The sequence below is a fragment of the Kitasatospora aureofaciens genome, from assembly GCF_001188955.3.
GTDB classification, from domain to species: Bacteria; Actinomycetota; Actinomycetes; order Streptomycetales; family Streptomycetaceae; genus Kitasatospora; species Kitasatospora aureofaciens.
This window is the reverse complement of the sequence record NZ_JPRF03000016.1, coordinates 123358-137119: the sequence shown is the minus strand read 5'-3', so window position 1 is coordinate 137119 and position 13762 is coordinate 123358. Positions and strand designations below refer to the sequence as shown.

General features: G+C 71.9%; 10 protein-coding genes. 2 read left to right on the top strand and 8 right to left on the bottom strand.

The annotated features are described in order from the left end of the window. The first annotated feature begins 28 nt into the window (after positions 1 to 28). Positions 29 to 730 (top strand): metal-dependent hydrolase, encoded by a 702-nt coding sequence (locus HS99_RS09540; RefSeq protein WP_030557838.1) that lies wholly within the window; start codon positions 29 to 31, stop codon positions 728 to 730. A gap of 88 nt (positions 731 to 818) precedes the next feature. Here HS99_RS09540 and HS99_RS09535 read toward each other — a convergent pair whose 3' ends face one another. The 7 genes from HS99_RS09535 to HS99_RS09505 form a co-directional block, all read right to left on the bottom strand. After that, positions 819 to 1028 (bottom strand): hypothetical protein, encoded by a 210-nt coding sequence (locus tag HS99_RS09535; RefSeq protein ID WP_030288100.1) that lies wholly within the window; start codon positions 1026 to 1028, stop codon positions 819 to 821. Between the two features lie 144 nt (positions 1029 to 1172). Continuing rightward, the gene (locus HS99_RS09530; RefSeq protein WP_078938690.1) at positions 1173 to 2213 is read right to left on the bottom strand and encodes an alpha/beta fold hydrolase; all 1041 of its coding nucleotides are present in this window, start codon (positions 2211 to 2213) and stop codon (positions 1173 to 1175) included. Positions 2214 to 2291: 78 nt separating this feature from the next. Beyond that, positions 2292 to 2768 carry a phage holin family protein gene (locus HS99_RS09525; protein ID WP_030557840.1) on the bottom strand — a complete coding sequence of 159 codons (477 nt, stop codon included), beginning with the start codon at positions 2766 to 2768 and terminating at the stop codon, positions 2292 to 2294. Positions 2769 to 2970: 202 nt separating this feature from the next. After that, positions 2971 to 4344 (bottom strand): Na+/H+ antiporter NhaA, encoded by a 1374-nt coding sequence (gene nhaA / locus HS99_RS09520; RefSeq protein ID WP_046385981.1) that lies wholly within the window; start codon positions 4342 to 4344, stop codon positions 2971 to 2973. A 554-nt stretch (positions 4345 to 4898) separates the two neighbouring features. Beyond that, positions 4899 to 6854 (bottom strand): acetate--CoA ligase, encoded by a 1956-nt coding sequence (gene acs / locus HS99_RS09515; RefSeq protein ID WP_063737817.1) that lies wholly within the window; start codon positions 6852 to 6854, stop codon positions 4899 to 4901. 242 nt (positions 6855 to 7096) lie between these two features. Then, positions 7097 to 9511, bottom strand: coding sequence for a SulP family inorganic anion transporter (locus HS99_RS09510; protein WP_078938824.1), 2415 nt, complete (start codon positions 9509 to 9511; stop codon positions 7097 to 7099). 357 nt (positions 9512 to 9868) lie between these two features. After that, a complete protein-coding gene (locus tag HS99_RS09505; RefSeq protein ID WP_030288088.1) occupies positions 9869 to 10888 on the bottom strand; it encodes an ATP-binding protein in 1020 nt (339 codons plus the stop codon). Between the two features lie 215 nt (positions 10889 to 11103). Here HS99_RS09505 and HS99_RS09500 point away from each other — a divergent pair, with 215 nt between their 5' ends. Further along, positions 11104 to 11994: a Fic family protein gene (locus HS99_RS09500; RefSeq protein WP_078938823.1), complete on the top strand. Its 891-nt coding sequence runs from the start codon at positions 11104 to 11106 to the stop codon at positions 11992 to 11994. Between the two features lie 413 nt (positions 11995 to 12407). On the opposite strand, the gene HS99_RS09495 is transcribed toward HS99_RS09500, so the two are convergent. Further along, positions 12408 to 13226 (bottom strand): HAD family hydrolase, encoded by an 819-nt coding sequence (locus HS99_RS09495; protein ID WP_030288083.1) that lies wholly within the window; start codon positions 13224 to 13226, stop codon positions 12408 to 12410. Between the last annotated feature and the right edge of the window lie 536 nt (positions 13227 to 13762).

The window sequence follows — 13762 nt, the reverse complement described above, 5'->3', positions numbered from 1 at the left end:
TGAGTCAACGGGAGGTCGTGGCAGTCCGATGATGGGTCATTCACATGCGGTGAGCGGGGCGATGCTGTACGCGGCCTCGGCTCCGTTCCTGCCCCCGCTGCTGCTGCACACCACGCTGCAGCCGGCGGACATACTGATGGGCACGGTGCTGTGCGCGGGCGCGGCGCTGCTGCCGGACCTCGACCACCACGACGGTTCGATCGCCAACTTCCTCGGCCCGGTCTCGAAGGCGCTCTGCCGCTTCGTGGCCTGGGCCTCCGGCGGCCACCGGCACGCCACCCACTCGCTGCTCTTCGTCGCGCTGATGGGCGGCGGCACCTGGGCGGGCGTCACCTTCCTGGGCCGCTACTTCACCCTTTCGGTGACGTTCTTCCTACTGGCGCTGGCGATCCGCGCACTGCGGCTCTGCCCGCCGAGCAACGGGCCGGAGGCGTGGATCACCGTCATAGGCCTGGCCGCGCTCGGCACCTTCGGGATGAACACCTGGATGCCCAACTCGCCCGGCTGGCTGCCGTACGCGGTCGGACTGGGCACGCTGGCGCACCTGCTGGGCGACTGCCTGACCAAGAAGGGCGCGCCGCTGCTGTGGCCGCACAAGGAGCGCTACGAGATCGTGCTGATCAAGCGCAGCGGCAACAGCGTCGAGACCAAGGTGCTGGTGCCGATCATGTCGGTGGCGACCTTCGTCCTGCTCTGGTTCACCGCGCTGTCGCCGCAGATCGTGAACTGACCGGCTGACCGGCTGACCGGCCGTCGTCCGACTGACCGGCCGGCTGGCTGATCGGCCGTCGTCCGGACCGCCGGAGCGGCGCGGGGCCTCAGGTCTCGCGCCGCAGTCGTGCGCCCACCCACCGGGCGCGCCGGCCGAGGATGCGCCGGATGCCCATCTGCCGTTGCACCCCGCGCTGACGGCGGTCGAGGCCGTCGAAGCCGAGGTCGTCCGCCCGGTCGGGGCGGTGTGCGGAGCGCTGGGGACTGTTGTGGCGTCGGCCGCGCGGGGCGTCGTCGCGATCGGGCATCCAGGTCATACCGGAATGGATGCCCCTGGGCCGGTGGGAGTAACCGCCCGGGCTCGCCAGAACTGGCCTATGCGTTTGTCATATGAGCACAACATTAAGGGAGTTGGGCCGTCCGATCCCGTCGCGGAGACCGTCCGGCGGACCCTCCGGGCGTCACTCCTTGTGGCGGCCGACCCAGTCCAGCAGCTCGGCGGTGAACTCCTCCGGCGCCTCCTCGTGCGGGAAGTGCCCCACCCCCGGCATCAGCCGCCAGCGGTACGGCGCCGCCACGTACTCGCCGCCGCCCAGCGCGGTGTGCGGCAGCAGCACCGGGTCCGAGGCGCCCTGGACGTGCAGGGTCGGCGCGGTGATCGGCTTCTTCATCCGCCGGGCGAACTGGATGCCGTCCGGGCGCGCCATCGAGCGCAGCAGCCAGCGGTACGGCTCGATCGAGCAGTGCGCGGTGCTGGGGATCTGGATGGCCTGCCGGTACGCGTGCACGGCCGCCTCGTCCAGCTTGTTCGGCCCGGTCCACTCGTCCAGGTAGCGGCCGACCAGCGCGGCGTCGTCGGCGACCAGGCGGCGTTCCGGTATCCACGGCCGTTGGAAGCCCAGCACGTGGTCGAAGGCGGCCATCTGCTTGCGGTCCGTCAGCAGCGCCCGGCGCAGGTCCCGGGGGTGCGCCGCGGAGACCACGGTGAGGCTCTGGATCACCGACGGGCGCATCACCGCCGCCACCCAGGCCAGGGTGCCACCGGAGGCGTGCCCGACCAGGTGTGCCCGGCGCTCGCCGAGCGAGCGGATCACGCCGGTGATGTCCAGGGCGAGGTTGCCCGGGTCGTACCCGCGCGGGGTGCGGTCGCTGCCGCCGATGCCCCGCAGGTCGAGCGCCACCGCGCGGTAGCCGGCCGCGGCCAGCGCGGTCAGTTGGTGGCGCCAGGCCCACCAGTACTCGGGCCAGCCGTGCACTAGCAGCACCAGCGGGCCGGAACCCAGCTCGGTGATGTGGAAACGGGCGCCGTTGGCCGCGAGGTCGCGGTGCCCCCACGGGCCGGACTGCCGGATGTTCCAGGCCTCGGCAGCGCCCTCGCCGTGCCGCTCGGCGGCCGGCCCGGGGACGGTGCCGGGGACGGTGCCGGGGACGGTGCCGGGGCCGACGTCGGGGACGGAGTCGGCGGACGGCTGCGCGGTCACGGGCGTCTGGTCGAGCGGCATACCGAGAGCGTGTCACATCCGCGAGCCGGACACGTGCCCGGCACTCGCTCTCGGCGGGTTCGAGCGCCCCTCCCGCGGTTACGGGATACGGCCCAGACCCCGGTCGATCTCCTCCTGGGTGGCCGGCCGCGGCCGGGCGTTCTTCAGCACCTCGGCGGTCTTCTGGACGCCCTCGATGGTGCGCTCCGGCTTGGTCACCTTCTTGAAGATGCGCACGGCCACGAAGCCGACCAGCGCCGCGACGAACACGTGGAGGGCGAACGAGATCGCGAACGACCAGCCCAGCGGCACACCCAGCCAGTGGAAGAAGAAGGCGATCGCGATGCTCGCCATCGGAATGCCTGCCAGGCCGATCACGCCGGCCACGACGAAGAAGATGCTGCCGGCGGCGCCGCGCTTGACATCCGTCTTGATCTCGGCCTTGGCGAGCGCGATCTCGTCGTGGACCAGCGAGGACAGGTCGGCGGTGGCCGCCGCGAACAGCTGCCCCACCGAACGCTCACCCTCGTAGGGCGCCCGGCCGTTGCTGGACGGGTCTGCGGCTCCTGTGGGCATCAGCGGTTCTCCTCTGCAGCTGTTGCGGCGTGACGCCGTCGCGGTGTGCGGTTTCCGGTGCCGGTGGGGGATCCGGAGGCGTCAGTGGTGTGTCGACAGCTCAGAATCATGCCCCTACCGGTCAGTCGGACACCACTCCGGGGCCCCGGCGGAGGGACGTGTCCTGGCTTCGGAAGGCGTGCTGGACCCCTCCGGAAGGGCTTCAGCCGTCGCCTCCGAACCCCTCGCGGGGCAGGCGCCGGGCCGGTTCGTCCTGCTGGCGGACATCCGGCACGCCGTCGCCGTCCACGCTGCCGCCCACGCCGCCGTCCGCGTCCTGGTCCTCCTCCTCGCACAGCGTGCGGTAGTGCCGGGTGCGCAGCTTCAGCAGCACGGTGGCGATCGTCGCGCAGAGCAGCGAGCCGACCAGGACGGCGGTCTTGGAGCGGTCGGCGAGCGCCAGGTCGTGGGGGAAGGCCAGTTCGCTGATCAGCAGCGAGACGGTGAAGCCGATCCCGGCGAGCACCGAGACGGCGAACAGGTCGGCCCACTTGAGCCGCGGGTTCAGCTCGGCCCGGGTGAACCGGGCAGCCAGCCAGGTGCCGCCGAAGATGCCCACCGTCTTGCCGACCAGCAGACCGGTCACGATGCCGAGCGGAGTGGCCTGGGTGAAGACCTCGCGCAGCGCCGGGACGGAGATCGTCACCCCGGCCGAGAACAGCGCGAACACCGGGACGGCCAGCCCGGCCGAGAGCGGGCGGACCAGGTGCTCGATGTGCTCGCCGGGGGAGTGCTTCTCGTCGCCCTCCCGGTGGCAGCGCAGCATCAGGCCCATCGCGACGCCCGCCACGGTGGCGTGGACGCCGCTCTCGTGCATCAGCGCCCAGACCACGACGGCCAGCGGTACGAACAGGTACCAGCCCTTCACCCCGCGCCGGTGCAGGAACCAGAACAGGACCAGGCCGGCGAAGGCCAGGCCGAGCGCCCAGAACTTGATCCCGGAGCTGTAGAAGATCGCGATGATCAGGATCGCGATCAGGTCGTCCACCACGGCCAGGGTGAGCAGGAAGGCGCGCAGCGCCGAGGGGAGGTGGCTGCCGACCACGGCGAGCACACCGAGCGCGAAGGCGATGTCGGTGGCGGTCGGGATGGCCCAGCCGCCTGGGTGTCCGCCGCTGCCGGAGTTCACCAGGGCGAACAGGACCGCGGGCATGGCGACGCCGCAGACGGCGGCGACCACCGGCAGCAGTGCGGCGCTCGGGGTGCGCAGCTCGCCCGCGACGAACTCGCGCTTGAGTTCGATGCCGGCCACGAAGAAGAAGATCGTCAGCAGGCCGTCCTTGGCCCAGGTGGCCAGGGTGAGGTCGAGATGGAGTGGGGCGGACGGGCCGATCCGGTAGTCGAGCACGCTCTCGTACGAGTGCGGCCAGACGTTGGCCCAGATCAGGGCGACCACGGCGGCGGTCAGCAGCAGCATGCCGCCGACCGTCTCGGTGCGCAGGGCGTCGGTGATGAAGGTGCGCTCGGGCAGTGACAGCCGGCCGAGGAACTGCTGGCGGCGGGTCGTCGGCTCGTGGACGGGCGGCTGGTCGGTCACGTGGGACCTCCTGGGGCGGGGAGCGGCGACGGATGCACGGGTGGTGCAGTTGCCGACCAGACTTCCCGGCGCGCCCTCTGACGCCCGCGACTCCTGCTCAAGGATCTTGATGCGTCCTTAGCAGTCTAACGGGACTTTTCGGGTGACATCGGGATCGTCCTGTTAAAGGACTTAAGCCCTGCGGGACGGTTCTGCACTCCCGAGTAGCAGTGGACCGTCGCCCGAACAGCCCGGGCCGCGCGCAGTCGGGTGAACGCCCCCCTGTCATCGGCCGCAGCCGCCGCCCCCGTCCGGGAGACGCCGGGCCTCCAGGTGCGCTACTCCAAGCCCGGCTGCGGACCGCTCGGACCGCGGTCGCCCAACGCGGTCGGGCACCGCGGTCGGGCGGCGCAGCTGGGCCGCGCAGCTGGGCCGCGCTACGACGACCTGCCCGTCGCCCGGGTGTCACACCGTCTGCGGGCATGACGAAGGGGCCCGGGCGGTGAACACCGCCCGGGCCCCGTCACGGCTTCAGCGCGCCGAGCCCGCTGCGCGCTCCGTCGTCAGCGCCGCACTCAGCCGTTGTCGCCGTTCGGCGGCAGCTGGGCCTGGATCTGGCTCATCACCGTACTGTCGGCGAGGGTGGTGGTGTCACCGACCTCGCGGCCCTCGGCGATGTCGCGCAGCAGGCGGCGCATGATCTTGCCGGAGCGGGTCTTCGGCAGCTCGCCGACCACCTTGATCTGCTTCGGCTTGGCGATCGGGCCGAGCGTGCGGCCGACGTGCGCCCGCAGCTCCTCGACCAGCTCGGGGCTCTCGGCGATGCCGCCGCGCAGGATCACGAAGGCGACGATGGCCTGGCCGGTGGTGACGTCAGCGGCGCCGACCACGGCGGACTCGGCCACGGACGGGTGGCCGACCAGGGCGGACTCGACCTCGGTGGTGGAGATGTTGTGGCCCGAGACCAGCATGACGTCGTCCACCCGGCCGAGCAGCCAGATGTCGCCGTCCTCGTCCTTCTTGGCGCCGTCACCGGCGAAGTAACGGCCCTGGAAGCGCGACCAGTAGGTGTCGATGTAGCGCTGGTCGTCGCCCCAGATGGTGCGGAGCATGGACGGCCACGGCTCGGTGAGCACGAGGTAGCCGCCGGAGCCGTTGGGGACCTCGTTGGCCTCGTCGTCCACCACGGTGGCCGCGATGCCCGGCAGGGCGCGCTGGGCCGAGCCCGGCTTGGTCTCGGTGACGCCCGGAAGCGGGCTGATCATGACGGCGCCGGTCTCGGTCTGCCACCAGGTGTCCACGATCGGGCACTTGCCGCCGCCGATGTGCTCGCGGTACCAGATCCACGCCTCGGGGTTGATCGGCTCGCCGACGCTGCCCAGCACCCGCAGCGAGGACAGGTCGAACTTCGCGGGGATGTCGTCACCCCACTTCATGAAGGTACGGATCGCGGTCGGTGCGGTGTAGAGGATCGTCACTCCGTACTTCTGGACGATCTCCCAGAACCGGCCCTGGTGCGGGGTGTCCGGGGTGCCCTCGTAGATGACCTGGGTGGCGCCGTTGGAGAGCGGGCCGTAGACGATGTACGAGTGGCCGGTGACCCAGCCGATGTCGGCGGTGCACCAGTAGACGTCGGTCTCCGGCTTGAGGTCGAAGACCGCGTGGTGGGTGTAGCTGGTCTGGGTGAGGTAGCCGCCCGAGGTGTGCAGGATGCCCTTGGGCTTACCGGTGGTGCCCGAGGTGTAGAGGATGAACAGCGGGTGCTCGGCCTCGTGCGCCTCGGGGGTGTGCTCGGTGGACTGGCGCGCGGTGATCTCGTGCCACCAGACGTCGCGGCCCTCGGTCCAGGGGATCTCCTGCTCGGTGCGGCGGATCACCAGGACGTGGTCGACGCCCTCGACCTTGGTGAGCGCCTCGTCGATGGCCGGCTTGAGGGCGGAGGGCTTGCCGCGCCGGTAGCCGCCGTCGGCGGTGATGACGAGCTTGGCCTGGGCGTCCTGGATGCGGGAGGCGACGGCGTCGGAGGAGAAGCCGCCGAAGACCACCGAGTGGGTGGCGCCGATCCGGGCGCAGGCGAGCATCGCGACGACCGCCTCGGCGATCATCGGCAGGTAGACCGCCACCCGGTCGCCCTTGCGGACGCCGAGCTCCAGCAGCGCGTTGGCGGCCTGCGAGACCTCGTCCTTGAGCTGGGCGTAGGTGATCGAGCGGCTGTCGCCGGGCTCGCCCTCGAAGTGGATGGCGACCCGGTCGCCGAGGCCGTTCTCGACGTGGCGGTCCACGCAGTTGTAGGCCACGTTGAGCTTGCCGTCGGCGAACCACTTGGCGAAGGGCGGGTTGGACCAGTCGAGCGTCTCGGTCGGCTCGACGGCCCAGCTGAGGCGGCGGGCCTGCTCGGCCCAGAAGCCCAGCCGGTCCTCGGAGGCCTGAGCGTACGCGGCCGCGGTGACGTTGGCGGCCGCGGCGAGCTCTGTCGGCGGGGCGAAACGCCGCTCCTCCTTGAGCAGGTTGGCCAGGCTCTCGTTGCTCAACGCGCACTCCTCATCGAGTCATGATCTGGGGCGATCCCGTGCGTGGGGATTGTCCCGTGTGTCCCAGCGCACAAGCTCACCAGGCGAACGGGTCAGTTGACAAGAGGCTCCTTGGAATTGGTGTAGACCTATGACCGAAGATCGAACGACCGGCCGTGCGGTCCGCCGCGCGGGGCGGCGGACCGCACGGCGGCCGGGGGGCCCGCGCCCCGGCCCGCCCGGCGGGGACACGGGCCCGGCTCTCAGGCGGCCAGCTGGGGCCCGTCCTCGCCGCCGTCGACGGGAACCCGGCCGTCCTTTCCCGCTCGTTCGGCCGACTTCTCGTCAGGTCGCCCGTCCGGCCGGGCTTCGGCACAGGCGCCGGCGTGGGCTTCGGTGCGGGCCTCGACCGGACTGAACGTCCCGGCGGCGCGGTCGAGGACGTAGGCCTGGGCGGTGGCGAAGTCGAAGTACATCCCGACCAGTCGCAGGCTGCCCTCCTCTACCCGGCGCTCCACCGCCGGATTCGCCATCAGCTGGTCCAGCTGCTGCACCACGTTGGTGATGCAGAGCTGCTCGACGAGGTCCACCACCGGCCGGTCGGCGAACTCGGCCGGGACCCGTCGCAGCCGGTCCAGTGAGCCGCGGCCGTTGCGCAGCCAGCGGGCCAGCGGGGTGGGCGGCCCGGTGCGCTCGTCGTGCACGCCGTCCAGCAGGGCCTTCATCGCGCCGCAGCCGGAGTGGCCGCAGACCGTGATCGAGCGCACTTCCAGCACCTCGACCGCGTACTGGACCGCGGCGGCCACCGAGTCGTCCGCCGCGCCGGGCTCGAACGGGGCTGGTACGAGGTTCCCCACGTTCCGGACGGCGAACAGGTCGCCGGGGCCGCTGTTGGTGATCATGCTGGTCACCATCCGCGAGTCCGAGCAGGTCAGGAAGAGCTGGGAGGGCGTCTGCCCCTCTCGGGCCAGCCTGGCGAGTTCGGGCCTGATCAACGGGGCGGTGTGCTGTTGGAACACCCGGACGCCGTCCAGCAGCCGGCCGTGCGGGTCCTCCTGCTGCTCGATGCAGTGGTGGCCGACCCAGGGCGTCCAGGCCCGGCAGCGGTGCGGGCCCGGCGAGCTGCCCGTGCGGACCGTGCCGTCGGGATCGAGCACCTCGTCGTCCTGGCGCCGCGTCACCAGCGAGACCCGGCCGCCCGCGGCCTGGTGTCCCGTCCGCCAGTCGTGCAGCGTCTCGTACGCGGCGTGGTCCAGGAAGGAGCCGTCGTGCACCACGGTGACCTCGGTGGCCTCGGGGATTCCGGCCAGCGCCCGGCTCAGCCGGGGGACGGCGGTGAAGGTGAGCGGCCCATGGGTGTGGACGGTGACCGAGCCGTCGGGGCCGGTCTCGACGTCCACGTGGGCACGGGTCAGCCGGTAGAGCGCGAGCAGTACGGCGGTGGCGGCGCCGAGGCCGACACCCCACAGCACGCCGAAGGCGACCACGGCGAGCATGGTGATCAGGTAGACCGGGAACTCGCGGTGCCGGTGCACGTTGCGGATGTGCGCGAAGCTCACCATCTGCAGCCCGACCACCAGCACCAGGGCGGCCAGGGCGGCCAGCGGGATCCGGCGCAGCCCACCGGCCAGCGCCAGTGCGGCCGCGAGTACCCAGACGCCGTGCAGCACCGAGGCCCACCTGGTCTGCCCGCCGGCCCGGACGTTGGCGGTGCTGCGCACGGCGCCGCCGGCGATCGGCAGTCCGCCGACCAGCCCGCTGACCAGGTTGGCGAGGCCCTGTCCGCGCAGCTCGCGGTCGAGGTCACCGGTGCGCTGGGACATCCGGTCCACCGCCACGGCGGACAGCAGCGACTCCACGCTCGCGACGGCGGTGACGGTGAGGGCGGCGGCGAGCACCCCGGCGAGCGAACCGTGCGGGAGTGCGGGCACGAGAGACTGCGGCTGCCAGGAGGGCAGTTCGATGTGGGCGAGTCGCAGGTCCAGCGCGAGGGCGAGCGCGGTGGCGGTCGCCACGGCGGCCAGCGGGCCGGGCACCTTGGCCAGACGGGCACCGAACTCGCCCGCACGGCCTGGGAGTCGGTCGAGCCGGGGCCAGCCCAGCAGCACGGCCACGGTCACCGCGCCGACCAGCACCGCCGGTGGGTGCGGACCGGACAACTGCTCGGGCAGCGCCAGGAGGTTGGCGACCGCCGAGCTCTGCGGGGAGCCGCCGAGGACGACGTGCAGCTGCGCGAGGGCGATGGTGAGTCCGACTCCGGCCAGCATGCCGTGCACGATCGCGGGCGAGACGGCGAGTGCCGTCCGGGCCACCCGGCGTGCGCCGAGCAGGAGTTGCAGCAGTCCGGCGGCGACGGTGACGGCGCAGGTGGCCCGCCAGCCGTACTGGGCGATCAGCCCGGCGGTGATCACGGTCAGCGCGGCGGAGGGACCGCTGACCATGAGCGGGGTGCCGCCGGACAGCCCGACCACGATGCCGCCCACGGCCGCGGCGGCCAGACCGGCGGTGAGCGGGGCGCCGGTGGCGAGCGCGATGCCGAGGGAGAACGGCACGGCGATCAGGAAGACCACCAGGGAGGCGGAGAGGTCCTGGGTCCAGCGGATCCGGGGGCCGGGGTCCGGTGGCGCGTGGTCGGTGGTGTCTGAGGCGATGGGGGCACTGGAGATGTCGAGGGTCATGGTCTTCCCGTCTGTCCGGGGGAACGAACGCAGTCAGGTCCGGTGGTGAGCCCGGGGTCGGGCTCCGGGGCGGATCGGCTGTCGTGGGCGCGACGGTGTGGCGGGATGGCGTGGGCGCGGCGGGGAGTGCGGGTGTCACCGGCCGGCGTCGACCATCCGGCCCGCCGAGGGCCAGGGCGAGGCGCGGGATGTCTCGCCGAGGGCCGCGGGAGGGCCGTCAAGACTCGGTAAACCGAGGGTAATGAAAGCTTTGCACGGCGTCGTTCCCGACGGGAAGCGGAAAATCCCCGGTTCACCCCATTGGGTGGTGATCGAACTGGCGGGAATTCGCAGGTGGGGGTGCCGTTCGCGCTGGGGTCAGGCGGTGGCTCCCGCGGGAGTGGCCGACGCGCCGTCGGCGGTGAACTCGCCCGGGAACCCGCCGAGCACGAAGCCCTCGTCCACCTGGGTCGCGAGGTCGACGCCGACCTTGGCGTTTGCCCAACTCTCCGCGTTGCGCCGGTGGAAGAGCACGGCCTGCTCGGTGTAGCGGCGCGCGTCGCGCAGCTCGTACGCAGCCTCGGCCTCGGTCCGCAGTTGCTCCAGCACGGCCCGGTTGGCCGGCTCCAGCGACTTCAGCGGCGGCTCGGCGCCCTGCTCCAGCCGGCGCACCCAGTCCGACTGTCCGAAGGTGGTGAGCAGGTCGTCGCCGACCTCGCGGCGCAGGAAGGCCAGGTCGTCCGGGCCCTGCACCTTGTTGCCGATCACCCGCAGCTGGACCGCGAAGTCCCGCGCGTAGTCCTTGTACTGGCGGTAGACCGAGACGCCCTTGCGGGTCGGCTCGGCCACCAGGAAGGTCAGGTCGAAGCGGGTGAAGAGGCCGGAGGCGAAGGAGTCCGAACCTGCCGTCATGTCGGTGACCAGGTACTCGTCCGGGCCGTCCAGCAGGTGGTTGAGCAGCAGTTCCACCGCGCCGACCTTGGAGTGGTAGCAGGCCACCCCGAGGTCCTCCTCGGTGAACGCGCCGGTGGCCAGCAGTCGGACCGAGCCCTCGTCCAGTGCGATCGGGCGGGCGCAGGCGGCGTAGACCGGGTTCTCCTCGACGATCCGCAGCAGTCGCGAACCGCGGCCGGGCGGCGTGGTTTTGATCATCTCGTCGGCCGAGCGGATCAGCGGGTTGCTGCCGCGCAGGTACTCCTTGATCTCCGGCAGGCGCCCGCCGAGCGGGGGCAGCTCGGCCGCCTGAGCGTCGGTCAGGCCGAGGGCGGGGCCCAGGTGCTGGTTGATGTCGGCGTCGACGGCGATGACCGGCCGACCGATGGCGGCCAGGTGGCGGATGAACAGTGCGGACAGCGTGGTCTTCCCGCTGCCGCCCTTGCCGACGAAGGCGATCTTCATCTGGGGCTCCGGCTCTCGCTCTGGGCCCTGGGGGCGGGCCGCGTGCTCAGGGGCGCGCGTGGGACACCCCTAACTGGAAATAGTTATCGTCTCCGATAGTGGCCATGCTAGCGGGGGTTTGTGCCCCGCCGGGGAAGGGAAGTGAGGATTGCCTCGAACGGGTGATGTGGGGTTGCTGTTCCGGGAGGGGCGGGCCGTTCATTACTCTCGGGTAGGTGAGCACTGGAACAGATCCCCTCGCCCCGCTGGCCCAGCTCCCCGGGGTGCCCGACGCCGTGGCCGAGGTGCGCAAGGCCGTCGACCGGCTGTACGGCCACCGGGTGATGCGCCGCCGAGCGGCCGAGGTCACCTCCGAGTCCGCGCTGCGCGGCGCCCGCGCGTCGGCGGCCGTGGCCGGGGCCGACTGGCCGCTGGAGGAGGTCCGGCGCCGCACCGACTTCGGCTTGGACACCGAGGCCCGCACGGTCGGCGCGGCCCTGCGCATGGCCGCCGAGGCGGGGCAGCTGCTCAGCGTCTGGCGGCACTCGCCGCTGCAGGTGCTGGCCAGGCTGCACCTGCTCGCGGTCGGCGACGCCGACCCGGCCGCCGGTCGGCCGCGCCGGGCGGGGGAGCGCGCCGACGAACTGTTCCCACTGGAGCTCGAGCCGGTGGAGAGCGTCGAGGTCGAGGCCGGGACCGGGCCGCTGCCGGTGCTGCCACCCGCCCCGGACGCGGAGGAGGTCGCGGCCCGGCTGGACCAGCTCTCCCGGCTGCTGGTGGCCCGCGCGGAGGGGCACGGGGTGGGGACGCCGGCCCTGGTGGTCGCCGCGGTGGTGCACGGAGAACTGCTCGCCCTGCGGCCGTTCGGCACCCACAACGGGCTGATCGCGCGGGCCGCCCAGCGGATCGTGCTGATTGCCGAGGGCCTCGACCCGAAGTCGATCTGCCCCGCCGAGGTCGGCCTGGCCGAGCTGGGCACCGGCACCTACCGCCGCGCCCTGGCGGGCTACCTGGCGGGTACGCCCGAGGGGATGGCGGCCTGGATCGCGCACTGCGGGCGGGCGCTGCGGCTCGGGGTGCGGGAGAGCACGGCGGTCTGCGAGGCGATGCAGCGCGGCATGGCCTGAGCGGCCCGGCCGCCCTCGCTCGGAGGCGCTGCGGACCCCGAGGGCGTAGCCGGCTCCGAGGGCGCTGCGGGCGCTGAAGACGTTGCGGACACGAAGATGCGGCGGCACCTGATCCTGCTGGGTGCCGCCGCTGGTGCAGATACCGGGTGACCAAGCATGCACCGGAAGTGCCGATCAGACGGGGATCCTGCCCGTTCGTCTGGTCCGGCGGCCCGACAGCGGGTCGGCTGCATGTGGGTGCTCGGATACCTGTACGTGCGGTCCGTGGGCCTGAACTGCGTTGTCGGTTTGACCTCTTCGGTCCTGACCGGGTCTCGCGGGCCGTGCTTCATTTGTATCGCGTTTCGGCCGAAAGGGGAACCCGAAACGAGAAGTCTGTGTCGATTGCCCGTTTTGGCGGTCTTCGTGCTAGATCACGGCTTCCGTCGGGGGCGCAGGGTCGTGGGCCTGCGCCGACGCGCCAGGTACCAGACGACCCCGGCGGTCACCGCCGCCGCCCCGATCGCCACCGCGGTCAGTACCGAACCGCTCGGCGCCGAGAACTCGGGCAGCCGCCGTCTCAGTTGCACCGGCCGGTCGAAGACCAACACCGGCCACTCCCGGGCCTGCGCCTCCTTGCGCAGCGCGCGGTCGGGATTGACGGCGGAGGGGTGGCCGACCGCCTCCAGCAGCGGCAGGTCGGTCGAGGAGTCGCTGTAGGCGTAGGACTCGGCCAGGGCGTAGCCCTCCGCCTCGGCCAACTCCCGGATGGCGGCGGCCTTGTTCTCGGCGTAGGCGTAGTACTCGATCTCGCCGGTGTAGCAGCCGTCCTCCACCTTGAGCCGGGTCGCGATCACGTGGTCCGCGCCGAGCAGCGCGCCGATCGGTTCGACCACCTCGGAGCCGGAGCTGCTGACGATCACCACGTCCCGGCCGGCCGCGTGGTGCTGTTCGATCAGCGAGGCGGCCTCGTCGTAGATGATCGGGTCGATCAGGTTGTGCAGCGTCTCGGCGACGATCTCGCGGACCTGCTGGACGTTCCAGCCCCGGGTGAGCGCGGAGAGGTACTCGCGCATCTTCTCCATCTGGTCGTGGTCCGCGCCGCCTACCAGGAAGACGAACTGGGCATACGCACTGCGCAGTACGGCCCGACGGTTGATCAGACCGCCCTGATAGAAGGAGCGGCTGAAAGCCAGCGCGCTCGACTTGGCGATGATGGTCTTGTCGAGGTCGAAGAAGGCGGCCGTGCGCAGTCCGTTCGGCCGGGGTCGGCCCGGTGCGGTCGGCTCGTCGGGCCCGGTGGGGCCGCCCTGGGACTCGTCGGCGTGGTCGTCGGCGTTCTCGGTGGTGTCCACGGGAACCGAGGATAGAGGGAGCCACAAAACACCCCGCCATTCGGTGTACTCGCGGGCGTGCGGGTTTGTGTTTCTGGCCGCTCGGGTACACCATGGAAGTCACGGATCGTTCGCGACCGTGCTAACCCGGTCCGGCTCCTCCCCCCCGAGTCGGGCTGTGGATAGACGACCCCCGCTCTCCCCCCCGGCGGGGGTCGTCGCACGTCCGGGGCCGTTTTCAGGGCTTGAAGGCCCGTTGCCGCAGCTTCCGCAGGGCCTCGTCGGCGGTGTGCAGGGGGTGTCGACAGCTCCGTCTGTCCACCACCTTTCGTCACTCTGCGTTGCCGTTTGCTCATGGCGGGCGCGGCGCGCGCGCTCGTTTCGAGCTGTGCCGCGGGCCGCTACGACGGGGTGCGGAAGAGCCGGCGCGTGGGCGTCCGGAAGGCGGTCGGCCT

What these genes read in the sequence shown, in the direction of transcription:
- HS99_RS09510 (WP_078938824.1), bottom strand. Translation starts at nt 9,511, where the DNA reads ATGACCCTCGACATCTCCAGTGCCCCCATCGCCTCAGACACCACCGAC.
- HS99_RS09530 (WP_078938690.1), bottom strand. Translation starts at nt 2,213, where the DNA reads ATGCCGCTCGACCAGACGCCCGTGACCGCGCAGCCGTCCGCCGACTCC.
- HS99_RS09505 (WP_030288088.1), bottom strand. Translation starts at nt 10,888, where the DNA reads ATGAAGATCGCCTTCGTCGGCAAGGGCGGCAGCGGGAAGACCACGCTG.
- HS99_RS09525 (WP_030557840.1), bottom strand. Translation starts at nt 2,768, where the DNA reads ATGCCCACAGGAGCCGCAGACCCGTCCAGCAACGGCCGGGCGCCCTAC.
- HS99_RS09540 (WP_030557838.1), top strand. Translation starts at nt 29, where the DNA reads ATGATGGGTCATTCACATGCGGTGAGCGGGGCGATGCTGTACGCGGCC.
- HS99_RS09535 (WP_030288100.1), bottom strand. Translation starts at nt 1,028, where the DNA reads ATGACCTGGATGCCCGATCGCGACGACGCCCCGCGCGGCCGACGCCAC.